The sequence below is a fragment of the Tenggerimyces flavus genome, from assembly GCF_016907715.1.
GTDB lineage: Bacteria > Actinomycetota > Actinomycetes > Propionibacteriales > Actinopolymorphaceae > Tenggerimyces > Tenggerimyces flavus.
The window spans coordinates 6,788,677-6,814,254 of sequence record NZ_JAFBCM010000001.1 but is presented as its reverse complement, the minus strand read 5'-3'; the positions used below and the strand labels follow the sequence as shown (position 1 = coordinate 6,814,254).

Sequence of the window (25,578 nt, the reverse complement as noted above, 5' to 3'; positions counted from 1 at the left end):
ACCCGTTCCACTTTCCGCTTACTGGCTGGCAAAGGATGGAGGCGAGGGCATGGGCAGGTACGTGATCCGCCGCGTCGCCCACTCCGTCTTCACGCTGTTCATCCTCGTCGTCGCTCTGTTCTTCGCGATGCACACGCTCGGCGACCCCGTCGCGCTCATGCTCGACACGGACTACTCGCAGTCGCAGTACGACGCCCTGCAGCACGAGCTCGGCTACGACCGGCCGGTGGTCGTGCAGTTCCAGGACTACATGACCGGCATCCTGCAGGGCGACTTCGGCGAGTCCCTGCGGCGCGGTCAACCCGCCCTTGACATCGTGCTCGCGTCGCTGCCGAAGACGTTGTTCCTTGGTGCGCTCGCGTTCCTGATCAGCCTGCTCGGCATCCCTCTGGGGATCCTCGCGGCGACCAGGCCGCGGTCGTGGATCGACCAGCTCGTCAACGCCTCGTCGTTCGCGATGCTGTCGGCGCCGAACTTCTGGGTGGCGCTGCTCGGCATCTACATCTTCGCCGTCCAGCTCAACTGGCTGCCGACCTCGGGATTCGGCGGCTACCTCAACCCGTCGTACCTCGTGCTCCCGGCCGTCGTTCTCGCGCTGAACAGCCTGGCCCGCTTCGCCCAGCTCACCCGCACCGCGGTGATGGAGGAGCTGACCAAGCAGTACGTCCAGACCGCGCACGCCAAGGGCCTCGGCGAACGCGTGATCCTCTGGCTGCACGTGCTGAAGAACGCGGCGATCTCGATCCTGACCCTGGCCGGTGACGAGGCCGCGTCGATCGTCAACGGCTCGGTGATCATGGAGACGATCTTCGGCTGGCCCGGCATGGGCTTCCTGATGATCTCGGCGATCGAGCAGCGCGACCTCCCGCTCGTTCTGGCCACGGTCGTGGTGGCCGCCGTTCTCGTCATGCTCATCAACCTCGTGGTCGACCTGGTGTACGGCTGGGTCGACCCACGCATCCAGTACCAGTAGTTCGCGGAGGCAGCAGTGGACGTGGAGAAGACAGTCCCGGCGGCACGGCGGCTGACCGGCCTGCCGTGGCGAGCGCTGCTCCGCGACAAGTGGAGCACCGCGTCGCTGGTGTTCCTGCTGCTCGTGATCCTGGCCGCGGTGTTCGGCCCGATGCTCAGCCCGTACGAGGTCACCGGCCGGAACATGGGCAGCGCGATGCTGCCGCCGTTCTCCGTCCAGGAAGGGAACTTCTACCTGTTCGGGACCGACGCGATCGGCCGCGACATGCTCACCCGGATCCTCGACGGCGGGCGCGTGTCGCTGAGCGTCGCGGTCGCCGTCGCGGTGATCTCGGGAACGATCGGCGTCGCGCTCGGCATCCTCGCCGGCTACTACCGCGGCTGGGTCGACGACGTGATCATGCGCATCGTCGACGTGTTCATGACGCTGCCGACGATCTTCTTCGTGCTGCTGGTGCTGTACGTCGTCGGCGCGAGCACGTTCAACCTCATCGCCGTCATGGCGGTCGCCCGCTGGATGCTCTACTGCCGCGTCGTCCGCGGGCTGGTGCTGTCGTTGCGTGAGCAGACGTTCGTCGTCGCGACGCAGACGCTCGGTGCCTCCGGCCTGCGCGTCATGCTGCGCCACCTCATTCCGAACACGCTCACCACGATCCTCACCATCGGCACGATCGACATCGCACGGGTCATCCTGCTCGAGTCGAGCATCAGCTTCCTCGGCCTCGGGCTGCAGCCGCCGAGCGTCTCCTGGGGTCTGCTGGTCGCGGACGGTCGGGCGTACATCCGCAACGCCTGGTGGCTGATCACGGTCCCGGGGCTGTTCATCTTCCTTACCGCGTTGAGCATCAACATGTTCGGCCTGTGGTTGCGGATGATCAACGACCCGTCGCACCGCTGGCGGTATCTGCGCCTCGCGCCGCGGAAGGAGCGTGCGGCATGAGCACGGTGACGTACGAGCTCAAGGGCCGCGTGTGCGTGCTCACGCTCAATCGGCCCGAGGCGCGGAACGCGATCAACCGGCAGCTGCGCGCCGACCTGCGCGCCGCGCTGGAGCGCTTCGACGACGACCCTTCGGCGCGGGTCGGGATCCTGACTGGTGCCGGGAAGTCGTTCTCCGCCGGACGGGATCTCAAGGAACGTGCGAGCGACAACGCCGCGGGCATCGTCGCGCGGCCGGACGACAGCATGTCGGCGAACAGCCTGCACAGCTGGCGACAACCGCGGAAGCCGTTGATCGCCGCGATCAACGGGCACTGCCTCGCGGGTGGCTTCTCGATCGCGCAGATGTGCGACCTGCGCATCGCGGCGGAGGACGCGAGCCTCGGCATCACCGAGCCCCGCATGGGTTTGCTGGCACCGTTCGCCTCGCTGCTGCCGAAGCTCATCCCGACGGCGACCGTGATGGAGCTCGTCCTCACCGGACAGCCGATGACCGCGCGGCGCGCGTACGAGATCGGTTTCGTCAACCGGGTCGTGCCGAACGAGAGCCTGCTCAGCGAGGCGATCGCGCTCGGCGAGCGCATCGCCGACAACGCGCCGCTCTCTGTGGAGTACTCCAAGGAGCTCGTCTACCGCAGCCTCGAGCTCGACGACGGGGGACTGCTGCGGCTCACCCACCACATGTACGCACGGCTGCTGGAGAGCGAGGACGCCAAGGAAGGCCCTCGCGCGTTCGTGGAGAAGCGTCCTCCCGAGTGGAAAGGTCGCTGATGGCCATACACACCACGACGATGAGCCCGGTCGACGTCGCCACCCGGCTTGACCGTGCCGGCATACCCGTGGCGAGGGGCGTCCTCGTCGACGACGTGTCCGGCATCGCGGCGGCGTACGAGGCGGTCGGCGCGACGCTCGTGGTGGTCAAGGCGGCCGGGCTGTTGCACAAGACCGAGTCCGGGGGAGTGGCGTTCGGACTGTCCAGTGCCGAGGCGGCCACGGAGGCGGCTCGGCGGATGCTCGAGCAGGTAGGGCCGCACGGGCTGCCGTTCATGGTGCAGGAGCAGGCGAGCGGCGTGGAAATGCTCGTCGGCCTGCGCCGCAACCCCGAGCTCGGCGCAGCGGTGGTCGTCGGTCTCGGCGGCATCCAGGCGGAGATCCACAAGGACGTCGCCCGCCGGCTCGTGCCCGTGACGCCCGACGACGTGCTGGCCATGCTGCGCGAGCTGCGTTCGTGGCCTCTGCTCGACGGCTACCGGGGCTCGCGTCCGTTGGACGTCGAGGCGCTGTGCGAAGTCATCGTCAAGGTCGCCTTGCTCGCCGAGGAGGACCCGAGCATCGGCGAGCTCGACCTCAACCCGGTGATGGTGCGGCCGGCGAACGAAGGGTGTCTGGTCGTCGACGCCCGGATCGTCACGATGCCCGTTCCGGAACGTACCGAACGCCCGCGCCACCAGCTCGAGCGGATGCTGCGGCCCAAGCACATCGCGGTCGTCGGCGTCTCCGACGACGAGAAGAAGGTCGGCGCCCGGCTGTTCCGCTACCTGGTCGACCACGACTTCCCCGGCCGGCTGTCGCCGGTGCATCCGTCCGGCGGTGAGACGCAGGGCTACCGGCGCTACCAGTCGCTGGCCGACATCGAGGGCACGCCCGACCTGGTGTGCGTCGCCGTTCCCGCGCGTGCCGTCCGCGAGGTCGCCGAGCAGGCGGTGGCGATCGGCGCGGGTGGCGTCCTTGTACACAGCTCGGACTTCGCGGAGGTCGGCGAGACCGGTCGGGAGTTGCAGGAGGAGCTGACCAAGGTGCTGTCGGCGGGCGCCGTTCCGCTCGTCGGGCCGAACTCTATGGGTGTCGTCGCGCCTCGGTTCGGCCTCGCGGCGTCGATCTCTGGCGGCCTGGAGATGACCGAGCTGACCGCCGGCCGGGTCGCGCTGCTCACCAGCTCCGGCGCGCTGGGCAGTTGCCTCGCGACCCGGTTGATGGGGACGAACGTCGGGATCTCGTACTGGATCCACGTCGGCAACGAGGGCGACCTCGTGCTCGCCGACTTCCTCGAGTGGCTCGCCGACGACGAGGACACGCACGCGATCGGCCTACTGGTCGAGGACATCAAGGACGGGCCGCGGTTCGTCGAGGCGGGGCGGCGGCTCGCGCGGGCGGGCAAGCCGATGTTCGCGTACAACATGGTGCGTTCCGAACGAGGTCGTGAGGCGGCGTTGAGCCACACCGGCGCGATGGTCGGGGCGATCGAGCTGCGCGAGGAGGTGATCCGCGCTGCCGGCATGGTGAGCGTTCCGTCGTTGCGGGTGTTGGAGGACGCGCTGCTGCTGACGTCGGCGTACGCCCTGCCGCGCGGGCAGCGACTGGTGGCGATCACGTTCTCCGGTGGCGCGAGCACGATCATCGCGGACGAGGCCGAGCGCTTCGGGATCGATCTGCCGGAGCTGTCGGAGGCGACGGCGGCGGCTGTGCGTACCCACGTCCCGTCGTACGCGGCGGTGCGCAACCCGATGGACACCAGCTTCCAGATGCTGTCCAACCCGGAGAGCTTCCGGAAGGCGATCACGGCGATCCTCGCGGGCAACGAGTTCGACGCGGCGCTCGTGCAGTTCACGACGAACGCGGACCCGTTCGCCGAACGGCTCGCCGAGTCGGTGGTCGAGGTGCTGCGGTCCGCGCGCGTACCGATCTACGTGTCCCGCTTCGGCGGCACGCAGCTCGCGCCGCGGGCGCTGAAGGTCTACAACGACGCCGGCATCCCGGTGCTCGACGCGCCCGACCGCGCCGCGCAGGCGATCGCGGCGGTCATGATGGCGCGGCGGGCGCTCGACGCGGCTTCGCGTTCGAGGTGATTGGCCCATGGACTTCTCCCTGACGCCCGAGCAGCAGGCTTTGCGGGCGATGGCGCGGCGGCTGGCCGTGGAACGGTTCGCGCCGAAAGCCTTTACCTGGAAGGGTTTTGCCTGGGAGAACGCTCGGATCCTCGCGTCGCTCGGGTTGACCGGCATCACTCTCGCGCCGGAGGACGGCGGGCAGGGCGGGTCGCTGCTCGACGCGGTGCTGGTGATGGAGGCGGTCAGTGAGGTGTGCCCGCACAGCGGCGACGCCGTGCAGGCGACGAACTTCGGGGCGATCCGCCAGGTGTCGACGTTCGGCTCCGCTGCCGTGAAGCGGGACGTGCTGCCTTTGCTGTTGTCCGGGGAGGGGCTGATCAGCGCGGGGATGTCGGAGGCGGAGGCGGGCTCGGCGTTGACGGACCTGCGGACGACCGCGCGGTACGAGGGCGACGAGGTGGTGCTGAACGGCGAGAAGCTGTGGAGCTCGTACGCGCCGGAGATCACGCACTCGGTCGTGTGGGCTCGGTTCGGTCCGCGTGCGCGCGACATCGGGTGTGTGGTGGTGCCGGTGACCGCGCCGGGGTTCTCGAAGGGGGTCGCGGGGACGTACATGTCGGGGGAGCACCACGGCGCCTTGTATATGGAGGAGTGCCGGGTGCCGCGGTCGTACGTCCTGGCCGACAGCGATGCGTTGCGGACGATGTTCACCGTGTTCGGGATCGAGCGGATCGGCAACGCCACCAGGGCTTTGTCGCTGGCGCAGGCGGCGTTCGACCGGGCGGTCGCGCACGCGAAGACGCGGACGCAGTTCGGCCGGCCGCTGTGTGAGTTCCAGGGGTTGCAGTGGCGGTTCGCGGACATGCGGATGAAGCTGGACGCCGCGCGGCTGCTGATCTACCGGGCGGTGCAGAACGCCGACGACGGCGCGCCCGACCCGGCCGAGGCGGCGATCGCGAAGTGCTTCGCGAACGAGGCCGCGTTCGAGATCGCCAACCAAGCCCTGCAGGTGTTCGGGGCGTCGGGCTACTCGACGGAGTACCCGATGGAGTACTACGTCCGCCGTACCCGCGGCTGGATGATCGCCGGCGGCTCGGTGGAGATGATGCGCAACCACGTCGCCGAAGCCGTCTTCGACCGCCGTTTCCCCCGCCGCCCCTGACGTCCGCCAGACCTGGCCCGCTACGCCGGGTAGATGCCGACCGCGTCGTAGACCAGCCAGGAGCCGGTGGCCTTGTCGAGCGTGATCGTGTTCCTGCCCGCCACCAGCTGCGCGGCCGGGAGCGCGACCGTGAACTGGGACGGGATGTCGCCGGAGTCGACCGCGCTGCCGGAGGCGTGCCCGGCGCTGCCGCCAGCGGGCAGCGCGACGGTCGTTGCCGTTCCTCCGTTGAGCTTCACCACGACCGTTCCAGGCGCGGTGGCGTGTGTGTCCAGCAGGAACACGACGAGCCGCAGGTCGCGGACCGTCGGCAGGTCGACGTTCAGCGTGTACGTGTGTGCCCGGCCGCCGGCCCACGAGTCGTCCGGGCCGGGGTGGATGTACGACCAGGACTGCGCGGGGTCGTCGCCGATGGTGAACGTCACGTCGTTCGGGAACCGCGTCGGGTACTCGGCATAGCCGCCCGGCGCGAGCGCGAACTCGTGGTCGGTCCAGTCCGGCGTACCGACCATTGCGAGCTCGCCGGTCGGTACGGCGATCACGGCGACCGACCTCATCAGCTGAGCGACCTGCCGCCCGCCGACGGAGGCCGCGGTGAAGATCGTGTTCCGCCCGAGCTCGAGCGCGTCAACCGGGACGGCGACCGCCTTCTCGACCCGCTTCCCACGCGGTGCGGTGACGCGGGTTTACCTTCTCAGGCTGGTGAAAACGGCATCGACCGACCTCTCGCCACCGGTGTTGTCGACGATGTAGGTGAGCGTCAGCGTCTGGTCGGACGTACGGACCACCTGCGGCACGGTCACCTCGAAGCGTGCGTTCGCGACGGCCTGAGCCTTCGTCCGCACGTACACCGGCGCGCCCGTCAGCGTGAGATGCACCTTGCCGTCGACCGGGGTGAGCCGGGTGCTGCCACCGGTCACGTCGACGACGTCGAGCGGCCGCTGCGTGGGCACGGCGACCGGCGTCCGGGTGTCGGTGCTCCACAGCACCGAGACGTCGTCGAAGACGTACTGGCGGATCGCTCCCGTGACGCGTTCAGAGCGCAGTTTCCGCCCTGTCAGTTGACGAATCGCCACGGCGTAAGCGGCGAACACCGGCCGCGGCGTGAAGTCGTCGACGCCGATCTCGTTGACCAGCCCGTAGTTCTGGTCGCCGACGAGGTCGTACCAGAAGAACTTCTCGACGCCGCCGGCGAGCGAAAGCACGAGTCCACGGACCAGGTAGCCGGCCGCGGTCAGCCCGTTGCCGAGCGACCGAGCAGTACGTGAGCCGCCACCGCGGCGACATCGCGCTGGCCGAGCAGACGACCCGGCGCATGCTCGCGCTCCCGGATCCGCCGACCGCGCTGATCACCGCGAACAACCGCAATACCGTGGGTGCGTTGCGGATTCTGCAACGCAGCCCCACGGCCGTGGCGCTCGCCGGCTTCGACGACATCGAGCTCGCCGACCTGTTGCAGCTTCCGCTCAGCGTGGTCTCGTACTCCGCGGCCGACGTGGGGCGCGAGGCCGCGCGGCTGCTGTTCCAACGCATCGAGGAGACCGGCGAACGTACGGCCGCTCGCCAGCAGGTCGTCATCCCCACGCAGGTGGTCGACTACCCGCGCTCTCGCTGACCTGTAAGGAGAAACTGGCGCGGCTATCCGCTGGACCGCAGCGCCGCGGTGGGTGCCATGCGTGCGGCGCGGAGGGCGGGCCAGGCACCGGCGAGGGCGCCGAGCAGCGCGGCGGCGAGGACGGCGCCTGCGAGGACGAGGGGATCCAGCGCGACCGGCCAGCCGCGGCTCGTGACGTACGCCGCGGTGGCGAGCGAGCCCAGCGCGGCGCCGGCCAGCCCGCCGAGACCGGCGAGCAGCAGGGCCTCGGCCAGGAACTGCGCGAAGATCTTCCGCCGCGTCGCGCCGAGAGCCCGGCGCAGGCCGATCTCCGACCGCCGCTCCAGCACCGCGATCACCATCGTGTTCGCGACGCCGATCGCCCCGACCAGCAGGGCGACCGCGCCGATCCCGAGCAGCAAGCCGGTGAACGCCTGCCGCGCCGCGATCTGCGCCTCCAAGGCGTCCGACGGCCGGCTGACCGCGATCGCGCTCGGGTTCGCCGGGTCGACCGTCCGCGGCAGCACCGCGCGGACGTCCTCGACCGCTTCCGGAAGGGAGCGCTCGAAGATCCGCGTCGGGTGACCGTCGAAGCCGAGCAGCCGTTCGGCAACGGGCCAGCCGACCATCGCCGCGCTGTCGATCTCCGGCGCCAGTGGCACCTCGGTGAGGATGCCGACCACGGCGAACCATTGGTCTCCGAGCCGGATCAGCACGTCCGGGTCGGCTGACGCCAGTCCGAGCGCGAGGGCGGCGTCGGCGCCGAGCACGACCGCGGGGTACGTCGACGTCGCGGCGTTCAGCCAGCGCCCGGTCGCGACCGACGCGCTGATGGTGTCGAGCAGGTCGAGCTGGGTCGCGTACACGCCGATGCCGCCACCACGGTTGGCCGGGATCCGCTCGGTTCGGTAGACCTGCGCTCCTTCGACCACGCCGATCGCGGAGACGTCGGTGACCGGGCCGATCCGGGCGACCATCGCGGGCGCATCGCGCGGCAGGACGGCCGTTTCGCCGAAGGCGGTCCGGCCGGGGGAGACGGTCAGCAGGTTCGTCCCCAGCTGGTTCAGCACGGCGTCGAGGTCGGCGCCGGCGGACGCGGAGATGCCGACGACGGAGATCATCGAGCCGATGCCGATCGCGATCCCCAAGCTGGACAGCAGGATCCGCGTCCGGCGGACGAGCAGGCCGCGACGGGCGGCGGCCAGGGTGTCGAGCAGGGCGTCGAACGTTCGCATTACCGCACCTCCGTCAGTCGGTCCTCGCGGACGAGCCCGTCCTTCACCTCGACGCGGCGCGGCAGCTGACCGGCCAGGTCGAGGTTGTGCGTCACGACCACGACCGCAGTGCCTTGTGCGCACAGGTCGAACAGCACCTCGACGAGCTCGTCGCCGGCGGCGCTGTCGAGATTGCCGGTCGGTTCGTCTGCCAGGAGCAGGGCCGGCGAGCCGACACAGGCGCGCGCGACGGCGACGCGCTGCTGCTCGCCGCCGGAGAGCTGGTCCGGCCGGTGGCCGAGGCGGTGACCGAGCCCGAGGCGTTCGAGCACCCGCGCGGCACGTTCGCGCCGGGTCGCGCGCGGCACGCCGGCGTACACCAGGCCGTCGGCGACCGCGTCGACCGCCGGCACACCGGTCGGAAGGTGGAACTGCTGGAAGACGAACCCGATCGTCCGTGCCCGCAACCGCGACAGCTTGCGGTCGTCCAGCTCGGTCACGTCCTGCCCGTCGATCCGGACGCGGCCGGCGTCCGGTCGGTCCAGCGTTCCCATCAGGTGCAGCATCGTGGACTTCCCGGACCCGGACGGTCCGACGATCCCGACCAGCTCGCCGGGCTCGATGGACAACGTGACACCGCGGAGAGCGGCGACGGTGCCCGCGTAGCGGCGATGAACGTCGATCAGCTCGACCAGTGACTCGTTCATGCCGCCATCCCCACGACGGTGCCAGCCTCGATGCCCGCGCCGGAGACCTCGACCCGGCCGGCCGCGAACAGACCCGTCTCGACCGGGACGATGCTTCGGCGATCTCCGTCGACGATCTCCAGGCCGTGACCGCCTTCTCGCAGGGCGAGCAGTGCCGCGACCGGGACTGTCAAGACGTCGTTGCGCCGGTCGCCGACGAGCTGGACGTCGACGGGTGCGCCGGTGATCGTGCCCAACGCTTGCTGGTTGGCGATCGTGATCGTGAGTGTGATCATGGGCTCCTCGGGTGCCGGGGCTTCCGACTCAGTCGTTGCCGGTTGCGCGATGTCGTTGCCGATCCGGCTGATTCGCCCTTGTATGGCTGGACGTCCGGGCACCGCCAGCTGGACGTTCGCGCCGGCGCGGGCGAGGCCTGCTTGCTCGACCTCGAGCTCGGCATACACGTTCCGCGCCGTCCCGGTGTGGTGGAGTACGACGTCGCCGGCCACGATCGCCTTACCTGGCGTGGCTTCCACGGTGTCGACGCGGACCGCGGTCGGCCAGAACACGACGCGGCCGAGCTCGACCTCGCCGGTGCGCAGGAGCGCGTGGTCCTGCTGCCAGTCCCTCACCGCTGCCGCGGTCCGCGAGGTGTAGCGGTTGTCGACCGTGAATCCCTCGTAGCCGAGGGCTCTGAGGTTCTCCTCGAGCTGGCGTACGTCGCGGCCCTCGACGCCCGGCGCCAGGTTTCGCCACGCGGGCAGGCTGCCGACCAGCAGGATCACCGGCCGCATGTCGATCGCGTACAGCCTGCTGTCGCGGCCGATCGCCGCGCCGGCGGCGGGCAGCCAGGTGACCGTTCCCTCCAGGGTGGTCGGCAGCTCCGTCGCCGGCCCGTACCCGAGCTCGCCGTCGATCGTCCGCGTCTCCACCAGATCGCCCCGTTCGACGGTCGCGGTCGACAGTGCCACCGGCTGCTGCTCGGCGACGGGGCGGGGGCGGAGGCCCACCGCAGCCACGACCGCGCCGGCGACGAGAACTGCTGCGACCGCTGTCCATCCGATCCGGGCCGCCCTCATTGCTTGCCGCCGCCCTTCGCGTCGTTCAGGTGATGGGAGCACTCCTGGTCGGCGGCCCTGAACCGCTCGTCGTCGATCAGGTTCTTCGGGATGCGCGGGCCGCGTTCGTCCGGGTCCGGGAAGTCCGGCAAGCCCTGGGCGCGGACGCACTGGGCGTACGCGCGTGCCGCCGCCGGGTCGAACGAGGACTCCTGCTGCTGGCTGGGCGGCGCGAACTGGGCGCACGCGCGGAGTGCCTCACGCGTCCGGTCGTCCTTGTCCGGCAGCTCGACCTGCTGGCCCGGCCGCGGGTCGGCGACATCGATGCCGCGCTCGCGGAGGCAGGCGGCGAACCGATGCGGATCGGCCGTGGCTCTCGAGGTGGCGGACGTCGTCGCTGTTGGCGACGCGGCGGTCGCGATCTCGTTGCTGGGTGGGGGTGTGCAGGCCGTGGCCATCGCCAGCGCGGCGATCAGCACGGCGAGGTTCGTGTGTCGGGTCATGGCTCGGACGCTAGGGAGCGAGCGATAAATCGGTCGTTAAGGCGAAACGTTGATCATTTCTTAACGACCATCTGGTCATGATGGGCTCGTGCGAGTCTTGGTGGTCGAGGATCAGCAGCTGCTCGCCGACGCGGTGGCCGAAGGGTTGCGGCGGGCGGTGATGGCGGTGGACGTGTCGTACGACGGCGCGGCGGCGCTCGAGCGGCTCGATGTGAACAGCTACGACGTCGTCGTTCTGGATCGAGATTTGCCTTTGGTGTCAGGCGATCGGGTTTGCGAGGCGGTCGTCTCGTCGGACGCGGGTACGCGTGTGCTGATGCTGACCGCCGCGGTGACCATCCCGGATCGTGTTGCGGGGTTGAACCTTGGCGCGGACGACTATCTGCCGAAGCCGTTCGACATGAGCGAGCTGTTGGCGCGGGTACGTGCGCTGGGGCGGCGCAGCGGGCCGGCTCGGAGCCCGGTGCTGTCGCGGGCCGACATACGGCTCGACCCGCACGTCCGTGAGGTCTACCGCGGCGATCGGCTGATTCCGCTGTCTCGCAAGGAGTTCGCGGTCCTGGAGGAGCTGCTGCGGGCGGAGGGAGGCGCGGTGTCGTCGGAGCTGTTGTTGGAGCGTGCGTGGGACGAGAACGCCGACCCGTTCACGAACGTCGTCCGCGTGACCGTGCTGAACCTGCGGCGCAAGCTCGGCGAGCCGCCCGTCGTCCAGACCGTCCACGGCGTCGGCTACCGGATCCCGTGATGTCGCGGCGAGCCTCGGTCCGCGTCCGCCTCACACTGGGATACGCGGCGACGTTCTTCGTCGTGAGCAGCGTGCTGATCGCAGCGACGTACGTCCTGGTGCGCAATCAGCTGCTGAGCGAGTACCGGCGGCTGAACGTGTTCGACCTGAAGGGCGGCCTCCAGCTGCCGCCGGAGAAGATCGTCGACTTCCGCCCCGACGGCACTCCGGTCACGATGGAGGAGCTTCGGACGCGGATCACCGAGCAACAGGAGTTGGCGCTCCAGACGACCACGACCAACCTGCTCGGCATCTCCGTCGCGGTGGCGTTGGTCGGAGGGCTGCTCGCGTTGGTCGTCTGCTGGCTGCTGGCGGGTCGGGCGATCCGGCCGCTCGCGATGATCAACGACACCGCCGAGTCGATCGCGGGGAGCAGCCTGGATCGGCGGATCCGGATGAGCGGGCCGCCGGATGAGCTGAAGCGGCTGGCGGACACGTTCGACGCGATGCTGGAGCGGTTGGACCGCTCGTTCGACGGGCAGCGGCGGTTCGTGGGGAACGCGTCGCACGAGCTTCGTACGCCGCTCGCCGTGACGCGGACGTTGGTGCAGGTGGCGATGTCCCGGCCCGGCGCTTCGGCGGATCTGCAGGAGCTCGGGTCGACGCTGCTCGACATCAACACCCAGCAGGCGCGGCTGACCGACGCGCTGTTGACGTTGGCGCGATCTGAACAGGCGTTGACGGCTGTGGTTCCGGTCGACGTCGGCTCCGTCGTGCTCGGCGTACTGGCCCGACATCGCGACGCCGCTTCGTCTTCGGGCGTGGCGGTGCACCCGAACGTCCGGGTCGCCGTCGTCCCGGGCGACGCCGTGTTGCTGGCGCAGCTCGTGCAGAACCTGGTGTCGAACGCATTCCACTACAACCATCGCGACGGCTCGGTGGTCGTCTCGGTGCTCGCGGCCGGTGGGCAGTGCCGGCTGATCGTGGAGAACACTGGCCCCGTCGTGTCCGAAGCTTCCGAACTGTTCGAGCCGTTCCGGCGCATCGGGACTCCGCGGGTGAACGGCCAAGCCGGGGTGGGGCTGGGGTTGTCCATCGTTCGTTCGATCGCCCATGCGCACGGCGGGGAGGTGCTTGCGACCCCCCGCGCCGCCGGCGGCCTCACCGTCACCGTCACGCTCCCGATGGTGCGGCCGGACTAGGCGACGGCTCGGTCGGCGATGGCGACGATCTCGTCCGTCAGTGCTTCCGGGGCGTCGAGGGAGACGAGCGTTCGCGACTTCGGCACGGAGACGAACCGTGCGTCGCGGAACTGGCGTTGCAGACGCCGTCCCAGCTCCGTCGAGAACGCGCGGTCGTCCGCTCCCCAGGCCAGCGTGACCGGGCCGGGGTAGCGGTCCAGCCTGGTGGAGACGTCGAGGAGCTCGCTCGGGCGTACGGACCGGGCGAAGCGGGAGACGTCGCGCAGGATCTGGCCGTCGTTCAGCGCCGGCTCGATCCACCCGCGGGTCAGGTCGGCGGGCAGGTCGTGGGCCAGCAGACCGAAGCCGAGCGGCGACTGCCGCAGGGGAGTGAACCGCATCTGGCCGGCCAGCAGCTTGGCGCGCCATTCGCTGCGCAGCAAGGCGAAAAGCTGCTTGAATGGCGCGGGCGGGAAGACGTCGAAAGCGTCACAGTTGGTGAGCACGAGCCGGCCGATCCGCTTGGCGTCCGCGTCGATCACGAACTGGCACAGCGCGCCGCCCGTGTCGTTGCCGACGAGCGTGACCTCGTTCAGGTCCAGCGCCTCCAGGAACTCCAGGATCATCCGCGCGACGCCCCGCGGCGACAGGTCAGCGTCCGGTGCCATGGGGGTGCGGTGGGAGCCGAGCGGCCAGTCGGGCGCGTACGACCGGATGCCGCGCTCGGCGAGCCGCGCGGTCACGCGCGACCAGAGGGTGGCGTCGGTGAGGAAGCCGTGGACGAACACGACCGGCGGCGTCGTGGAGTCCTCCGGCCCGGTGACGCGGTAGTGCAGGGTGCCAAGGGAGAGTTCGATCGTGGGCACGGCGGACCTCCGGGGGGTTGAAACTTGTGGCCTGCGGGGTAGTAACATACAGACTGTATGAATGTTCAGCGGAGAACGCAAGCAGACCGGACCGCGGCCACCCGCGCGGCCTTGATCGATGCCGCCCGGCGACTGTTCGCTGCTCACGGCTTCTCCGGCGTGGGTACGGAGGCAGTGGTCCGGTCCGCGTCGGTCAGTCGTGGGGCGCTGTATCACCACTTCGCCGACAAGACGGAGCTGTTCGCGGCTGTGCTCGAGGATGTGGAACGGGAGGTCACCCAGCTCCTCTCTTCTGTCGCGCTGGCGTCCGGTGATGCTGGCTTTCAGGCTGCGACTCTGAGTGCGTATGAGGCTTGGTTGGAGATGTGCGAGCGGCCGGAGATCCAGCGGATCGTTCTTGTCGACGGGCCTTCGGTGCTGGGCTGGATTCGGTGGCGGGAGATCTGTCAGCCGAATGTTCTTGGTCTGATCCAGGCTGTTCTTGCTCAGGGGATGGCCTCGGGGGAGGTTTCTTCGCAGCCTGTGGTGCCTTTGTCTCATGCGTTGATCGCTGTGGCGGATGAGGCGGCTATGTATGTGGCTTCCTCGCCGGATCCCGCTACGGCCCGCCGGGAGATGCTCGATGTGGTTCGGCAGTTGCTCTCGTCGCTCGCTGCCTAGGTGGTTGTGCTTTGTGCTTTGTGCGTGTTGGTTGGTCTCGAGCCGCCCGGCGTTCTCGTGCCCCGCGGTTGTGCCGGTGTAGCGCGTGACTGGCGGTCTGCTGACCCTTCAGCAACGCCAATGCGGGCTGAGCTCCAGGCCTATGTCGCCGCGACTCGCTGCCCGGCGACCCGCACCGGCGCCCAGCCAACTCCCGCGCGGTGCCCGGCCTGGCAGGCGCGGATCGCCAGCCCGATCGCGAGGTGGGACTTGCCGGTGCCGGGCGGGGCCGAGGAGGACGACGTTCTCCTTGGCAGTGACGACGTCCAGCGTGCCCAGGTGCGCGATCAAGTCCCGCGGCGCTGATGCGGCCCTCGTCGCCGTGCGCTTTCACGGTCGCTCACTTCGCGTTGCAGGTAGGCGACCAGGACTCCGCGACGGCCCGCTCGGTCAGGCGGTCGACCGAATCCCGCAGTGTCGGCGCCTTCCGCACCCGCGTCAGGTTGACGATCTCGGCGGTCAGGTCCGGCGCTGTCTTCGCCTTGGTGGTTGTGGCCATCGGGGATCACCCCAATCCCCGTCGCGCGGAGTCGGGATGGAGGGCAGTATGTCCCGCATGGCTGCTGACCTGCCCACTGTGGTGATCAAGCTCTGGCGCGCCGATGCCGTCGTGCTGTTCGACTGGTTGATGAGCACCGACCTGAACAGTGTGCCGATCACCCATCCGGCTCAGAAGCAGGCGCTGGCGGACCTGCTGACCCGGTTGGAGCACGAGACCGACATCCCCGGTGTCACGCAACAGCAGATCGATGCGGCCCAAGGCGAGGTCGCGCGCGACATGGGCTGGTAGTAGCTGCGTCATCAGGCGATACCGCCGTCGAGGTCCAGGCCGAGGGCGGTGTCGTAGTCGGTGAGTTGTGATGTTCATGCAGGTTGGTCAGGCGGTTGGTTGGTGCCAGGCCCAGGCCTGCTCGTGGTCGGCACCAGCCGGCCGTCGCAGACCATCCCCGTAAGTCCTCGGGCGAGTCCCGCGGCGCTCGATTTTCACCATCGTCACTTTGCCGACTGCGGTCATTCACCCAATGGCCCGCCACCTCACCCCGGCCGCAGGCCGTCACCACCAATCCCGCCCTTCCTGTTCCGCCCTGCTGCCATCCTCTTCACCATCGCCCCCTGGGGGCGGTGCTGTGCTTCTGCTCTTGCTGTTGCTTTGCCCTGCTGTGCTTGGGCGGCTAGCTGGTCGGGCTGTTGCGGCGGTCGAGTGTGGTGGCCCGGCCGGGGCGGGTCAAGGGCGTCGCGGCGGCTTCGCAGAGGGGCGACGTCGCTTCGCGACCGCTTTGCGGCCCTTGACTCGCCCCGGCCCGGCCACCAGATTTTCACGCGCCGCCCCTGCCCCCGGAACAGTTCCCCGGGACAGGCTTGCTTGCCGTCCTGTCTGCTGCCGTGTTGCGGTCTTTTGTGGAGCCCCCGGCTTCCTGTGGTGGCGGATGATGTCGGGGATTTCCCTTGCTGGGTTGGGCATTAGCCCGGTTCGGCTGGTAGAATTGTGCTATGGAATCGACCACCTGCTCGAACACCATCGGCACCGCCGATGGTGTGTCGGCGTGGTCGATGTCCGACGCCGACCTCGCCACCGCACTCCTCGACAACGCCACCCAGCTGAACCAACTCCAGGGCCGCCAGCTCGAGCTCATCCGCGAGGCCGACGCCCGCAACCTTGGTGTCACCGCGGGTGCCGCGAACACCGCGCAGTGGGTTGCTGGTCGGCTCCGGGTCCCGACTGCTGAGGCCGGGGCGATGGTGAAGCTGGCATCTCATCTCGACGCGGAGTTGCCGGCGACCGCGCGGGCGCTTGCGCGCGGCGAGATTTCTCTTCCACATGCCCGGGTGATCTCCCGCGTGGTGCAGCTGCTGCCCTCCCACATCGCCACCCCGGAGCTGCGCTCGGAGGTGGAGGCGACGCTGCTGAAGGGGGCCGTCACCTTCGACCCCGCCACGCTGCGGCAGGTCGGGAACCGGTTGTTGGAGACCGTCGCCCCCGACCTCGCCGACCAAGTCCTGGAACTGAAACTCAAACAAGAAGAAGCCAGCGCCGAACGCGACCGGTTCCTGCGCATGTCCTTCGACGAGTCGTCAGGGACATGGCGGGTCACCGCCCGGCTCCCCAAGATGGTCGGGGAACGCCTCAAACTGGTGCTCGACCCGCTCGCTGCGCCGCAGCCCGGACCCGACGGACGCGACACCCGTCTCCCCGAACAACGCAACGTCGACGCTCTGGACGAAGCCTGCCGCCGGTTGTTGGCCGAGCGGTTGGTGCCCTCTCATGGCGGGAACCCGACCCAACTGGTCGTCACCGTCACCCAGACTGGTGGACGGACCCTGCACACCGGGATCGAACTGTCCCGCAAACTCGTCGACCAGCTGATGTGCGAGGCCGACCGCACCTACCTCGTGAAGCCCGAGGACCAGCCCGGCAGAGTCACACTGCTGACCGACACCCAACAGCGACTCTTCCAAGGCAAACTCCGCCGGTTGCTCGAACTCCGCGACGGCGGGTGCGCGTTCCCCGGCTGCGACCGGCCACCCGGCTGGTGCCACGCCCACCACGTCACTCCGTGGAGTAAGGGCGGACCCACCACCCGCGACAACGGCGTCCTGCTCTGCGGCTACCACCACCGGTTAATCCACCAAGGCGCCTGGCAAGTCCGCATCGCACTCGACGGGTTACCCGAGTTCTTACCCCCCGACTGGATCGACCCCCAGCAACGACCACTCCGCAACCACCGCCTCACCCCAGCCGCCTAAGCGGCGGCCGGGGCCGGCGGAGTGCGCGCCGCCGGCTGGGGGCACCTCACCCGGCCAACCACCCCTCTACCTGGCGTCCACCCCACGTAAAGGGCCCAATGATCATGTAAACATGATCATTGGCCCCGCGGCCGCCGCATCTCGGCTCATCTCACAGCTGCTGGGTGAGGTTCAACGGGTTGCCGTCTGGGTCGGTGATGTGGGCCACTCGATGCCCCCACGGCATGTCGCGGGCTGGGCCGGTGACCGTGCCGCCGGCGGGTTCGACTTGGGGCAAGAGGTCGTCGACATTTTCGACGAACACGGTCACGGCGACTCGGCCGGGCGCTGCCTTGGCTCCCTTCTTGTAGTCGACCAGGGCCAGGCTGGCGTCGCCGAAGCGGAGGGTCACCATGAAGGGACCTTTGCTCCCCGGCACGCGGAGTTCTTCCGAGGCGCCGAACAGCTCGATGTAGAAGGCGCTCAGCCGGGCGATGTCGGTGGTGCAGAAGCCCGGTTGGATCGCGAACGCGCTCATTCGGCGGCCAACGGGATCTCGCCGCCGGTCTTGCTGTACCCGAGCGCTTCGACGACCTGGCCGTCTCGTACGCGCATCACGTTCACGCCGCGCACGTAGTCGGCGGGGCCGGAGCCGAAGCGGTAGCGCCAGCTGATGGTCGCGCGGTCGCCCATCACCACGATCTCCTCGTCCTCGAACTGCGAGCTATGGTCCTCGGCCAGCGCCAGCCAGAACGTCAAGCATGCCTCGCGGCCTTCGTAGCGGGCGCCGTCGGGGGCGGGCTGGATCGCCTCCATCACGCAGTCCTCGGCGATCAGGCCGTCCAGGGCGGCGGGGTCGTGGTGGACGAACGCGTGGTTGAAGCGCTCGATGGTCTCGGTCGGCGTACGCGGTGCCATCACAAGCTCCCTAGATAGAACGGTCGGTCTACCAGGACTATATCGACCGGTTGATCTACAGGCAATCCCGTGGCACTCTGCCGCTATGGAGACCCACACCCAGAGCCGTCCGCGCGAACGGCTCCTCGCCGCCGCGAAGGACCTGACCTACAGCCAGGGCGTGGGTGTGGGCGTCGACGCGATCCTCAAGAAGGCGAACGTCGCACGAAGGTCGCTCTATGAGCACTTCGGCGGCAAGGACGGCCTGATCGCCGAGGTCCTGCGGATGACGACCGACGAGGACGAGGCGCTCTACCGCGCGACCATGCAAGCCGCCGGCGACGACCCCCGCGCCCGGCTGCTGGCGATCTTCGACTGGCTCGGCGAGGTCGTCAAAGACCCCGACTTCCGCGGCTGCCGCTACCTGTCAGTGGATCTCGCGCTGACCGACCCCGACCATCCGGCACACGCGATCACCCGCCAGTACAGCGAGAACGTCAAGGCGCTCCTCGAGGCCGAGCTCGCCAAGCTCGGCCATCACGACCCAGCCGAGGCCGCCAACGAGCTCATGCTGCTCATCGACGGCACCCTCGCCGCCGGCGTCACCAAGCCGAGCTCCGACCCCGCCCGCCTGGCCCGCCGCCTCGCCGAGCAGGTCATCACCCCCTAGCGCGGCGCCTGCTCGCCCGCGGTGACGGGGAGGAGGAGGCGGTTGCCCTCGATCGGGGCGGGACAGGTGCCGTACGGGGTGAAGGCGAACGGCAGGTTCGTCGTGCGGTTGAAGTCGATCGACACCACGCCGTCCGGCCCCGGCGCACCGACCGACACGGCGCGCCAGGGGGCGGTGTCGACTCCGTTGGTCTCGTCGTGGAACGTCAGCGTCACCGCTCCGCCCCGGCCCGCCGTCGCGACCAGCTCGTACTCCGTTCCCGCCAGCGAGAAGCGGACGATCCCCACGGCGCGCACCTGCTGGCGCAGGTCCGAGCGCGCGGTCGCGACCTCGATCGCCAACGGCTGCGGGTACGGCGTGAACAGGCCCGGCACCACCCACTCCGACCGCGGGGCGAACGTGGGCACGCCGGCGAAACCGAGCCGAGTATGAGCGGACGGATCGCGCTGCCGAACGGCGTACCGCCCGCCCCGCAGCACGAGCTCGACCAACCGCCGACCATGCCGCAACCAGAGCAGCGAGCCCGCCTCCGAGACCGTCGCGCCGAACGTGCCGTCGATCGGTTCCCCTTCGTACGTGAGCCCATCCGATCGATCGGCCGTGACCCACGCAGCCCCGGATCGCACCGACCACAGCCCCGGCAGACCCGACACCCCACGAACGTCCGAGCCCAGCCAGTCGAAGCCGACGATGCTCAGCCAGCCGTACTCCTCCCGCAGCGAGCGGTCCCGCTCCGCCCGCCACGCGTCCCACGAGGTGACCACCGCGAGCCCGGTCACGACGCCAGCTCCGCTCGACGCTCCGCCGCCTCTCGGCGCGCGACTTCCTCGCGCACCAAGGGGATCACGTACCGGCCGAAGTCGATCGCGTCCTCGTAGACGTCGTAGCCCCGCGCCGAGAAGATGCGCACACCGAGGTCGTAGTAGTCGAGCAGCGCGGCCGCGACGGTCTCCGGCGTGCCGACGAGCGCGGTCGAGTTGCCACCGCCGCCGGTGAGGCCGGTCGGCGCGGTCCACAGCGCGCGGTCGTACCGTTCGCCCTGCGCGACAATCTCCAACAGGCGTTGGGATCCGGCGTTCTCCGGGTTCTTCGGACGCAGCCGCGCCGGCGTACGTCCGCCGGCCTGGACGGCCTTGATCCGCCCGAGGATGTCCTCCGCCTTCTGCCAGGCGAGCTCGTCGGTTGGCGCGAGGATCGGCCGGAACGCGATCTGGACGATCGGCCGGTCGGCGCGGCCCGCCGCGGCCGCTCCGGCGTAGATCGTCTCGATCTGCTGCTTGGTGTTCGCGAGCGGCTCGCCCCACAGCCCGTAGATGTCGGCCTCGGCCGAGCCGACCGCGTACGCCGCGGGGGAGGAGCCGCCGAACGAGATCCGCGGCCGCGGTTGCTGCAGCGGCGGGATGTCCGACACGAACTGCTCGAACTGGTAGTGCTTCCCGTGGAAGTCGAACCGCTCGGAAGACGTCCAAGCCTGCTTGAGGATCTGGATGAACTCGCGAGTGCGCGCGTAGCGCTCGTCCTTCGCCAGGAAGTCGCCCTCCGCGGCCTGGTCCGCGGAAGAGCCACCGGTGATCACGTGCACCTCGAACCGGCCGCCGGACAGGTGGTCCAGCGTCGCGAACGTCTTCGCCGTCAGCGTCGGGTACGCGACGTTCGGGCGGTGCGCGACCACGAGGTTGATCCGCTCGGTCTTGCCCGCGACGTACGCGGCGACCTGCGCCGGGTCCGGCGAGCCCGAGTGGTACGCGAACAGGATCCGATCCCAGCCCTGGTACTCGTGGGCGCGGGCGAGCTTGACGGTGTAGTCGAGGTCGAAGCTGCCGCCGGAGCGCGGCGTCACCTCGCTCGCCTCGTTCGTGCCGCCCATGCCCAGGAACTCAACTGGCATAGCGTTCATCGTCCTCTCTGCGGGTACGGGAGCCGGCCACCTCGGCCAGCCGGAGGAGTAGGTGCCGCGCGACCCGGTCGTTCTGCCGGAAGCCGGCGCCGTTGAAGTGCGGACGGGAGAAGCCCGACGACCCGGCGGAGCCGGAGACCGACGGGCCGAGCATGAACAGATCCGGGTCGACCGTCCCGTCGGCGCGGACGGCGCGGCACTCCGGGTCCGCGGTCAGCTGGCCGGCGTTCGCGGCGACTCGCCCACTGTGCAGGAGACTTCGCACCAGAGGGTCGGGCGCGGCGAGAACGTCCGGACGGGGGAGCCGAGCCTCGACGAACGCCCGCGCGGTGATCGCCCCGGGTACGGAACGGCTCCGGGCCACGAACCTGTCGCCGACGAGCTCCACCTCGAGGTCCGGCCCGGCGAAGCGCACGACCCCCGCACGGTGCATCGCGAGCAGCTGCTCCAGTCGCTGCGGTGGGGGACCGCTGGCGAGGAACGAGAAGAAGCCGTGCCACTCCAGCTCGACGTGTTGGACGCGATCGGCGTCGGAGAGCCAGCCGGCCGTGATCGCCGTGGACAGGACGCCGTAGACACTGAGCAGCGCGTTGAACACGGCGAGATCCGGGGAGTACGCAGGGTCTGCTCTCCTGCGCAGGTCCGCCTCGACCAGCGTGACCAGCTCCGCCTCGAGCGCCGCCCGGTCGGCGAACCGCCGCCCGGCGAGCGGCCGGTCGATCGCGGCGACCACGAACCGGTCTGCCGGATCGGGTACCGCTTCGTCGACGGCAGCGACGAGGTCCGGGTCGTCCAGCCAGCAGCGGTCGAGCACCGACTCGAACCGTTCCCACGGCCACCGGGTTCGTTCGGTGTGCGCGGCGAACAGGCGGGCGTAGTGCGCGTGCGCGAGTTCCTTGTGTAGCAGGGGTTTCACGTCGGCCACGAAGTCGAGCAGACCGTCGCGCCGGCGCGACGCGAGTGCCTCGGAGGTGAGGTACCTCGTCGGCACGGGCCCCGCGCCGGGCGCGACGTACCCCAGCTTGGCGTGATAGGGAACGCCGCGCCGCGAGCCCACGTACTGGATGGGCTCGCGACCGCTGGGGTGGTAGGTCAGGCCGCCGTCGTCCTCGCTGAACTGCCCGCCGCGCCCCTCGCCGAGCAGCACCATGAGGTCGACGAACGCCTGACCGAACCCGCGAACGATCACCGGCTCTCCGCCCCGCACTTCGGAGAGGTCGACGTCCGCGGTGTAGCCGGGACCGATGTACGTGAGGTCGTTCTCCCTTGCCTGCTGGGCGATCGCGGCTTGCTCCGGCGTCGGCAACCGGTCGAGGTAGCCGAGCGCGAGCACGACCAGGTCGGCGGGCAGCTCGGTGCCGGACGACAGCACGACTCGGTCGTCGTCGAGCGCGACGGCCCGGTCGGCGTGCACGGTGACGGAGACGTTCTCCGGCAGCGAACGAAGGACGCGGTCCCACACGCCGGCGAGGTACTCCGCCTGCGCGATCCGGGACGGGAACTCGGTCGGCTCCGCGCTGAGCCCGAGCTCTGTCAACCGCGCCTTGCCCGTGCCGGCGGCCCACTCGGCGAGCGACGGCCCGGGGACGATCGGTCCGTCACAGGTCACCGACTCGTCGGTGAAGATCGTGACGTCGCTCGCCATCGAGTTCATCCACAGCAGCGGCGACTGTGCGCGCCGCCAGATGCGGCCACCACCGGGCGGGTACGGGTCGACGACGTCGATCTCGACGCCCACACGGGGATCCAGCAGCTCGGGCGCGCTCGCGGCGAACCGTTCCAGCAGCCCGACGGTGCGCGGCCCCGCGCCGACGAACACCAGCCGGGCCGGCGCGCACACCGTCGTCGCGCCCAGGCTGGTGAGGACCGGCCGCAGCGCGTAGTCGATCGCCAGCACGTGCGCGGCCGTACCACCGGTCGCGATCGGCAGGACGACCTTGCCGCGCAGAGCGCTCTGCGGCAGCAGGTCGAGGAAGATCTTCAACAGGCCGGAGTACGCGGCCTTGTAGATCGGCGTCGTGACCACGACCGCGTCGGCCTCGTCGAGCACCTTCGCGGCGGCGGTGAGGGCCGGATCGTTCGCGCGGCCTCGTACCAACGGCTCGGCCGGCAGCTCGCGGAGCACGACCAGACCGTCGTCGCCGACGGTCGGCGGCACGCCGGGGTGGTGCTCGGGGATGGTGTTCGAGACGTCGGAGGGCGTGCTCGACGAGGTTGTCGACACAGGATCTCCCTGGCAGCAAGGCGATCACAGGCAGGATGCGTTGACGACCGAGTCGGTCGCACGAGGTGTTTCGCGAGCGTGGGGCGCTGGTCAGCGACGACAGAGCGCGCTGGAGACGCGCGCCAGGTCCACGTGACGGCGGTAGAAGGCCGGCCTACTCATGCCAAGCAGTGTAGGCACAATCCCTAGTGAAATGGTAGGCATTCTGGTCTTGCTTCGCGGCGTTCCGCGAAGTAGACAGGTCGCCTAGTCGATCAGCTCCGCGATCAGCTTCTCGACTCGCCTGCGGATCTCGTCGCGGATGGGGCGGACCGCGTCGAGGTCGAGCCCGGCGGGGTCGTCGAGCTGCCAGTCCTCGTAGCGCTTGCCCGGGAAGTACGGGCATTCGTCTCCGCAGCCCATGGTGACGATGACGTCGGACCCGGCGGCGGACTCGTCGGTGAGCCTGGCGGGTTGGGCCGTGGTGAGGTCGACGCCGACCTCGGCCATGGCGTCCACCGCGGCGGGATTGACCTGGTCGGCCGGTGCGGTGCCGGCGGAGCGGACCTCGATGGCGTCGCCGGCGAGGTGGCGGAGCCAACCGGCGGCCATCTGCGAGCGGCCGGCGTTGTGGACGCAGACGAACAGGACGCTGGGCTTGGTCATCGGGGGTTCCTCGAGAGTTCGGTGGTGGTCGGGATCGGCTGGGCGACGCGGCGCGGGTGCAGCAGCAGAACGATGCCCAGGCCGAGGCCGGCGCCGACGAGCTGGGCAAGGACGAACGCGGGTACGGAGGTGGGCGCGATGCCGGCGAACGTGTCGGTGAACGCTCGGCCGATGGTGACGGCGGGGTTGGCGAAGGAGGTCGAGGAGGTGAACCAGTACGCGGCGCCGATGTAGGCGCCGACGGCCGCCGGGATCGCGGCGGTGCGGCCGGCTCGTACCAGCGCGAAGATCACCAGTACCAGGCCGGCGGTCGCCACCACTTCGCCCAGCCACAGGTGTCCCGCAGCACGTTCGGTCGTGGACCAGGCGACGGCCGGCTGGTCGAACACCAGGTTCGCGAGAACCGCGCCCGCGATCCCACCGACGATCTGCACCGCGACGTAGGCACCCGCGTCGGCCAGTGGCGTGGTCCTCTTGGCTGTCAGCCACGCGACCGCGGTGACGACAGGATTGAAGTGGGCTCCGGAGATCGGCGCGAATACGAGGATGAGAACGCCGAGCGCCAAGGCGGTCGCGAGCGAGTTCTCCACCAGCTGGAGTCCGACATCATCGGGCGACAACGTGGTGGCCATGACGCCGGAGCCGACGACGACGGACACGAGAAGACCCGTACCCAGGAACTCCGCGAGCAGGCGTCGCCACAGCGCCACGTCAGGCATGCGCCGGGTCAACGGGTGGGAGTTCGAGCTCGGCGAGGAGGTGGCGTACACGGCGCTCCAGCTCGTCGCGGATGGGGCGTACGGCTTCGACGTCGAGCCCGGCGGGGTCGTCGAGGTCCCAGTTCTCGTAGCGGGTGCCGGGGAAGATCGGGCACGCGTCGCCGCAGCCCATGGTGATGACGACGTCGGCGGCTCGGACGACCTCGTCGGTCCACGGCTTGGGGTACTCGCCGGAGATGTCGATGCCGCGCTCCGACATGGCGGCGATCGCCGCGGCGTTGATCTCGCTGCCGGGCTCCGATCCGCCGGACCAGGCGACGGCCTGGTCGCCGGCGAGGGACGTGAAGAAGCCGAGTGCCATCTGCGAGCGGCCAGCGTTGTGGGTGCACAGGAACAGGACGACGGGGCGGCCGTCGTTGTGGTGGCCTTCGACACGGGCGAGGGCTTGGAGGCGTTGCCGGGCGAACCGTTCGGCCAGAAGGGGAAGGAAGTTCGGGATCGTACTGGTGGTCGCGAACTGGTCGTAGCTGGTGTGCAGGAACCGGTCGATCGTCTCAGGACCGTAGGTGCCGGTGAACTCCTCGGCGAGCCTGGTGGCGGCGGTTCGGAGGGCGAGTTGTTGGTCGATCGACAGGTCGTCGCGACGGTGTACGGGTGCCGGGCTGGTGGTCATGAGCGTGCTCCCTCGGGAGGCGGACTGTCGAGGGCCGAACCGAGGCGGCCGATCCGGGCCTCGAGGTCGGCGTAGGTGGCTTCGAACGCGGCGGCGGTGTCGATGCGGGCGGGGTCCGGAACGGACCAGTGCAGGTGGGGTCGGAGGTGGGTGGGTCCGGCCGCGAGGTGCTCGTGGGCGGTGTCGCAGACGGCGATGACGAGGTCGTTCTCGCGTACGACGTCGGTGGCATGCGCCGTCCCGGTGGGGTCGAGTTCGAGCCCGTGCCGGCGGGCGACGCGGACGGCGCGCGGATGGACGCGGTGGGCGGGATCGGTTCCCGCGGAGGCAGCCGGCCGGCGAGTGCGATGGGTCCACAGGGCAGCGGCCAGCGGAGAGCGGGCGGAGTTGTGGGTGCAGACGAACACGACCCGCGCGCCCACCGGCAGGCCAGGCAGCCGCAGCTCCGCCAACGCGTCCGGGCGCAACCGCAGGTACGTCCGGCGGCGGTCGCCCTCGGAGCGGGTCCGGTCGATCAGGCCCGCATCCTGCAACACGTTCACGTGGTGCGCGACGAGGTTGGTCGACAGCGACAGCTCGCGGCCGAGCTCACCCGGCGACGCGTCGCCGACGCTCAGCGCGTCGACGATCGCCAGCCTCGCCGGGTCGCCCAGCGCCGCATGGACGCGAGCCCGACGCTCGAGTGATCGCTCAGTGTTCATTG

30 protein-coding genes and 1 pseudogene are annotated in these 25,578 nt (G+C 69.8%); 13 read left to right on the top strand and 18 right to left on the bottom strand.

Annotation, left to right across the window (positions count from 1 at the left end; all coding sequences use genetic code 11):
• Positions 1-49 precede the first annotated feature (49 nt).
• From JOD67_RS31845 to JOD67_RS31825, 5 genes are read left to right on the top strand one after another with little or no spacing between them, the layout of a single operon-like run.
• Entirely contained in the window at positions 50-973 is a 924-nt protein-coding gene (locus JOD67_RS31845; protein WP_205121394.1) for an ABC transporter permease, read from the top strand.
• Positions 974-994: 21 nt separating this feature from the next.
• A complete protein-coding gene (locus tag JOD67_RS31840; RefSeq protein WP_205121393.1) occupies positions 995-1,912 on the top strand; it encodes an ABC transporter permease in 918 nt (305 codons plus the stop codon).
• A complete protein-coding gene (locus JOD67_RS31835; protein WP_205121392.1) occupies positions 1,909-2,682 on the top strand; it encodes an enoyl-CoA hydratase/isomerase family protein in 774 nt (257 codons plus the stop codon). Before JOD67_RS31840 ends, JOD67_RS31835 begins: the two co-directional genes overlap by 4 nt.
• Before the next feature lie 20 nt (positions 2,683-2,702).
• Positions 2,703-4,757, top strand: a complete 2,055-nt coding sequence (locus JOD67_RS31830) for an acetate--CoA ligase family protein (protein WP_205121391.1) — start codon at positions 2,703-2,705, stop codon at positions 4,755-4,757.
• A gap of 7 nt (positions 4,758-4,764) precedes the next feature.
• On the top strand, positions 4,765-5,901 hold the full coding sequence (locus tag JOD67_RS31825; protein WP_205121390.1) for an acyl-CoA dehydrogenase family protein: 1,137 nt from the start codon (positions 4,765-4,767) through the stop codon (positions 5,899-5,901).
• A gap of 20 nt (positions 5,902-5,921) precedes the next feature.
• On the opposite strand, the gene JOD67_RS31820 is transcribed toward JOD67_RS31825, so the two are convergent.
• Positions 5,922-6,458 carry a polysaccharide lyase family protein gene (locus JOD67_RS31820; protein WP_205121389.1) on the bottom strand — a complete coding sequence of 179 codons (537 nt, stop codon included), beginning with the start codon at positions 6,456-6,458 and terminating at the stop codon, positions 5,922-5,924.
• 129 nt (positions 6,459-6,587) lie between these two features.
• Positions 6,588-7,106: a hypothetical protein gene (locus JOD67_RS31815; RefSeq protein ID WP_205121388.1), complete on the bottom strand. Its 519-nt coding sequence runs from the start codon at positions 7,104-7,106 to the stop codon at positions 6,588-6,590.
• 26 nt (positions 7,107-7,132) lie between these two features.
• On the opposite strand from JOD67_RS31815, the pseudogene JOD67_RS31810 reads away from it, so the two are divergent.
• Positions 7,133-7,516, top strand: a pseudogene (locus JOD67_RS31810) (substrate-binding domain-containing protein); the annotation flags it as partial.
• A 23-nt stretch (positions 7,517-7,539) separates the two neighbouring features.
• Here JOD67_RS31810 and JOD67_RS31805 read toward each other — a convergent pair.
• Genes JOD67_RS31805 through JOD67_RS31790 form a run of 4 tightly spaced genes read right to left on the bottom strand, consistent with a single transcriptional unit; the run spans position 7,540 to position 10,956 of the window.
• The gene (locus JOD67_RS31805) at positions 7,540-8,730 is read right to left on the bottom strand and encodes an ABC transporter permease (protein WP_205121387.1); all 1,191 of its coding nucleotides are present in this window, start codon (positions 8,728-8,730) and stop codon (positions 7,540-7,542) included.
• Positions 8,730-9,416 carry an ABC transporter ATP-binding protein gene (locus tag JOD67_RS31800; protein WP_205121386.1) on the bottom strand — a complete coding sequence of 229 codons (687 nt, stop codon included), beginning with the start codon at positions 9,414-9,416 and terminating at the stop codon, positions 8,730-8,732. Before JOD67_RS31800 ends, JOD67_RS31805 begins: the two co-directional genes overlap by 1 nt.
• Positions 9,413-10,474, bottom strand: a complete 1,062-nt coding sequence (locus JOD67_RS31795) for a peptidoglycan-binding protein (RefSeq protein WP_205121385.1) — start codon at positions 10,472-10,474, stop codon at positions 9,413-9,415. Before JOD67_RS31795 ends, JOD67_RS31800 begins: the two co-directional genes overlap by 4 nt.
• The gene (locus JOD67_RS31790; RefSeq protein WP_205121384.1) at positions 10,471-10,956 is read right to left on the bottom strand and encodes a hypothetical protein; all 486 of its coding nucleotides are present in this window, start codon (positions 10,954-10,956) and stop codon (positions 10,471-10,473) included. The genes JOD67_RS31795 and JOD67_RS31790 overlap by 4 nt, the downstream gene beginning before the upstream one ends.
• Positions 10,957-11,044: 88 nt before the next feature.
• Here JOD67_RS31790 and JOD67_RS31785 point away from each other — a divergent pair, with 88 nt between their 5' ends.
• Both JOD67_RS31785 and JOD67_RS31780 read left to right on the top strand, forming a co-directional pair.
• Complete coding sequence (locus tag JOD67_RS31785) at positions 11,045-11,701, top strand: response regulator transcription factor (RefSeq protein WP_205121383.1); 657 nt, start codon at positions 11,045-11,047, stop codon at positions 11,699-11,701.
• Positions 11,701-12,882 (top strand): sensor histidine kinase, encoded by a 1,182-nt coding sequence (locus JOD67_RS31780; protein ID WP_205121382.1) that lies wholly within the window; start codon positions 11,701-11,703, stop codon positions 12,880-12,882. The genes JOD67_RS31785 and JOD67_RS31780 overlap by 1 nt, the downstream gene beginning before the upstream one ends.
• Here the strand turns inward: JOD67_RS31780 and JOD67_RS31775 are convergent.
• Positions 12,879-13,727: an alpha/beta fold hydrolase gene (locus JOD67_RS31775; RefSeq protein WP_205121381.1), complete on the bottom strand. Its 849-nt coding sequence runs from the start codon at positions 13,725-13,727 to the stop codon at positions 12,879-12,881. The two genes, JOD67_RS31780 and JOD67_RS31775, sit on opposite strands and share 4 nt — an antisense overlap.
• 57 nt (positions 13,728-13,784) lie before the next feature.
• Here JOD67_RS31775 and JOD67_RS31770 point away from each other — a divergent pair, with 57 nt between their 5' ends.
• Together JOD67_RS31770 and JOD67_RS42505 are read left to right on the top strand one after the other, a co-directional pair.
• On the top strand, positions 13,785-14,387 hold the full coding sequence (locus tag JOD67_RS31770) for a TetR/AcrR family transcriptional regulator (protein ID WP_205121380.1): 603 nt from the start codon (positions 13,785-13,787) through the stop codon (positions 14,385-14,387).
• Positions 14,388-14,507: 120 nt separating this feature from the next.
• Positions 14,508-14,732, top strand: coding sequence for a hypothetical protein (locus tag JOD67_RS42505; protein WP_372442348.1), 225 nt, complete (start codon positions 14,508-14,510; stop codon positions 14,730-14,732).
• Between the two features lie 34 nt (positions 14,733-14,766).
• Here the strand turns inward: JOD67_RS42505 and JOD67_RS31760 are convergent, their stop codons facing one another.
• Entirely contained in the window at positions 14,767-14,925 is a 159-nt protein-coding gene (locus JOD67_RS31760) for a hypothetical protein (protein WP_205121379.1), read from the bottom strand.
• A gap of 57 nt (positions 14,926-14,982) precedes the next feature.
• On the opposite strand from JOD67_RS31760, the gene JOD67_RS31755 reads away from it, so the two are divergent.
• Entirely contained in the window at positions 14,983-15,216 is a 234-nt protein-coding gene (locus JOD67_RS31755) for a hypothetical protein (RefSeq protein WP_205121378.1), read from the top strand.
• 701 nt (positions 15,217-15,917) lie between these two features.
• Entirely contained in the window at positions 15,918-17,171 is a 1,254-nt protein-coding gene (locus JOD67_RS31750) for an HNH endonuclease signature motif containing protein (RefSeq protein WP_205121377.1), read from the top strand.
• A 151-nt stretch (positions 17,172-17,322) separates the two neighbouring features.
• On the opposite strand, the gene JOD67_RS31745 is transcribed toward JOD67_RS31750, so the two are convergent.
• On the bottom strand, positions 17,323-17,688 hold the full coding sequence (locus JOD67_RS31745; protein ID WP_205121376.1) for a VOC family protein: 366 nt from the start codon (positions 17,686-17,688) through the stop codon (positions 17,323-17,325).
• Positions 17,685-18,068 carry a nuclear transport factor 2 family protein gene (locus JOD67_RS31740; RefSeq protein WP_205121375.1) on the bottom strand — a complete coding sequence of 128 codons (384 nt, stop codon included), beginning with the start codon at positions 18,066-18,068 and terminating at the stop codon, positions 17,685-17,687. The genes JOD67_RS31745 and JOD67_RS31740 overlap by 4 nt, the downstream gene beginning before the upstream one ends.
• Positions 18,069-18,153: 85 nt before the next feature.
• Between JOD67_RS31740 and JOD67_RS31735 the strand changes: the two genes are divergently transcribed.
• Positions 18,154-18,717, top strand: coding sequence for a TetR/AcrR family transcriptional regulator (locus JOD67_RS31735; RefSeq protein WP_205121374.1), 564 nt, complete (start codon positions 18,154-18,156; stop codon positions 18,715-18,717).
• Here the strand turns inward: JOD67_RS31735 and JOD67_RS31730 are convergent.
• From JOD67_RS31730 to JOD67_RS31700, 8 genes are all read right to left on the bottom strand, one after another.
• Positions 18,714-19,496 (bottom strand): DUF1684 domain-containing protein, encoded by a 783-nt coding sequence (locus tag JOD67_RS31730; RefSeq protein ID WP_205121373.1) that lies wholly within the window; start codon positions 19,494-19,496, stop codon positions 18,714-18,716. The two genes, JOD67_RS31735 and JOD67_RS31730, sit on opposite strands and share 4 nt — an antisense overlap.
• Complete coding sequence (locus JOD67_RS31725; protein WP_205121372.1) at positions 19,493-20,605, bottom strand: LLM class flavin-dependent oxidoreductase; 1,113 nt, start codon at positions 20,603-20,605, stop codon at positions 19,493-19,495. Before JOD67_RS31725 ends, JOD67_RS31730 begins: the two co-directional genes overlap by 4 nt.
• The gene (locus tag JOD67_RS31720; RefSeq protein ID WP_307782626.1) at positions 20,595-22,838 is read right to left on the bottom strand and encodes an FAD/NAD(P)-binding protein; all 2,244 of its coding nucleotides are present in this window, start codon (positions 22,836-22,838) and stop codon (positions 20,595-20,597) included. Before JOD67_RS31720 ends, JOD67_RS31725 begins: the two co-directional genes overlap by 11 nt.
• 90 nt (positions 22,839-22,928) lie before the next feature.
• Complete coding sequence (locus tag JOD67_RS42500) at positions 22,929-23,000, bottom strand: putative leader peptide (protein WP_372442373.1); 72 nt, start codon at positions 22,998-23,000, stop codon at positions 22,929-22,931.
• 84 nt (positions 23,001-23,084) lie between these two features.
• Positions 23,085-23,483 (bottom strand): arsenate reductase ArsC, encoded by a 399-nt coding sequence (locus JOD67_RS31715; RefSeq protein ID WP_205121371.1) that lies wholly within the window; start codon positions 23,481-23,483, stop codon positions 23,085-23,087.
• A complete protein-coding gene (locus tag JOD67_RS31710) occupies positions 23,480-24,202 on the bottom strand; it encodes an aquaporin (protein ID WP_205121370.1) in 723 nt (240 codons plus the stop codon). The genes JOD67_RS31715 and JOD67_RS31710 overlap by 4 nt, the downstream gene beginning before the upstream one ends.
• The gene (locus JOD67_RS31705) at positions 24,195-24,875 is read right to left on the bottom strand and encodes an arsenate reductase ArsC (protein ID WP_205121369.1); all 681 of its coding nucleotides are present in this window, start codon (positions 24,873-24,875) and stop codon (positions 24,195-24,197) included. Before JOD67_RS31705 ends, JOD67_RS31710 begins: the two co-directional genes overlap by 8 nt.
• Positions 24,872-25,576 (bottom strand): arsenate reductase/protein-tyrosine-phosphatase family protein, encoded by a 705-nt coding sequence (locus tag JOD67_RS31700; protein ID WP_205121368.1) that lies wholly within the window; start codon positions 25,574-25,576, stop codon positions 24,872-24,874. The genes JOD67_RS31705 and JOD67_RS31700 overlap by 4 nt, the downstream gene beginning before the upstream one ends.
• Positions 25,577-25,578: the final 2 nt, after the last annotated feature.

Coding starts and splice junctions, on each gene's coding strand:
- JOD67_RS31845 (WP_205121394.1), top strand. CDS start 50: ATGGGCAGGTACGTGATCCGCCGCGTCGCCCACTCCGTCTTCACGCTG.
- JOD67_RS31835 (WP_205121392.1), top strand. CDS start 1,909: ATGAGCACGGTGACGTACGAGCTCAAGGGCCGCGTGTGCGTGCTCACG.
- JOD67_RS31830 (WP_205121391.1), top strand. CDS start 2,703: ATGAGCCCGGTCGACGTCGCCACCCGGCTTGACCGTGCCGGCATACCC.
- JOD67_RS31825 (WP_205121390.1), top strand. CDS start 4,765: ATGGACTTCTCCCTGACGCCCGAGCAGCAGGCTTTGCGGGCGATGGCG.
- JOD67_RS31820 (WP_205121389.1), bottom strand. CDS start 6,458: ATGAGGTCGGTCGCCGTGATCGCCGTACCGACCGGCGAGCTCGCAATG.
- JOD67_RS31805 (WP_205121387.1), bottom strand. CDS start 8,730: ATGCGAACGTTCGACGCCCTGCTCGACACCCTGGCCGCCGCCCGTCGC.
- JOD67_RS31800 (WP_205121386.1), bottom strand. CDS start 9,416: ATGAACGAGTCACTGGTCGAGCTGATCGACGTTCATCGCCGCTACGCG.
- JOD67_RS31795 (WP_205121385.1), bottom strand. CDS start 10,474: ATGAGGGCGGCCCGGATCGGATGGACAGCGGTCGCAGCAGTTCTCGTC.
- JOD67_RS31790 (WP_205121384.1), bottom strand. CDS start 10,956: ATGACCCGACACACGAACCTCGCCGTGCTGATCGCCGCGCTGGCGATG.
- JOD67_RS31780 (WP_205121382.1), top strand. CDS start 11,701: ATGTCGCGGCGAGCCTCGGTCCGCGTCCGCCTCACACTGGGATACGCG.
- JOD67_RS31770 (WP_205121380.1), top strand. CDS start 13,785: ATGAATGTTCAGCGGAGAACGCAAGCAGACCGGACCGCGGCCACCCGC.
- JOD67_RS42505 (WP_372442348.1), top strand. CDS start 14,508: ATGCGGGCTGAGCTCCAGGCCTATGTCGCCGCGACTCGCTGCCCGGCG.
- JOD67_RS31760 (WP_205121379.1), bottom strand. CDS start 14,925: ATGGCCACAACCACCAAGGCGAAGACAGCGCCGGACCTGACCGCCGAG.
- JOD67_RS31755 (WP_205121378.1), top strand. CDS start 14,983: ATGGCTGCTGACCTGCCCACTGTGGTGATCAAGCTCTGGCGCGCCGAT.
- JOD67_RS31750 (WP_205121377.1), top strand. CDS start 15,918: ATGGAATCGACCACCTGCTCGAACACCATCGGCACCGCCGATGGTGTG.
- JOD67_RS31745 (WP_205121376.1), bottom strand. CDS start 17,688: ATGAGCGCGTTCGCGATCCAACCGGGCTTCTGCACCACCGACATCGCC.
- JOD67_RS31740 (WP_205121375.1), bottom strand. CDS start 18,068: ATGGCACCGCGTACGCCGACCGAGACCATCGAGCGCTTCAACCACGCG.
- JOD67_RS31735 (WP_205121374.1), top strand. CDS start 18,154: ATGGAGACCCACACCCAGAGCCGTCCGCGCGAACGGCTCCTCGCCGCC.
- JOD67_RS31725 (WP_205121372.1), bottom strand. CDS start 20,605: ATGCCAGTTGAGTTCCTGGGCATGGGCGGCACGAACGAGGCGAGCGAG.
- JOD67_RS31715 (WP_205121371.1), bottom strand. CDS start 23,483: ATGACCAAGCCCAGCGTCCTGTTCGTCTGCGTCCACAACGCCGGCCGC.
- JOD67_RS31710 (WP_205121370.1), bottom strand. CDS start 24,202: ATGCCTGACGTGGCGCTGTGGCGACGCCTGCTCGCGGAGTTCCTGGGT.
- JOD67_RS31705 (WP_205121369.1), bottom strand. CDS start 24,875: ATGACCACCAGCCCGGCACCCGTACACCGTCGCGACGACCTGTCGATC.
- JOD67_RS31700 (WP_205121368.1), bottom strand. CDS start 25,576: ATGAACACTGAGCGATCACTCGAGCGTCGGGCTCGCGTCCATGCGGCG.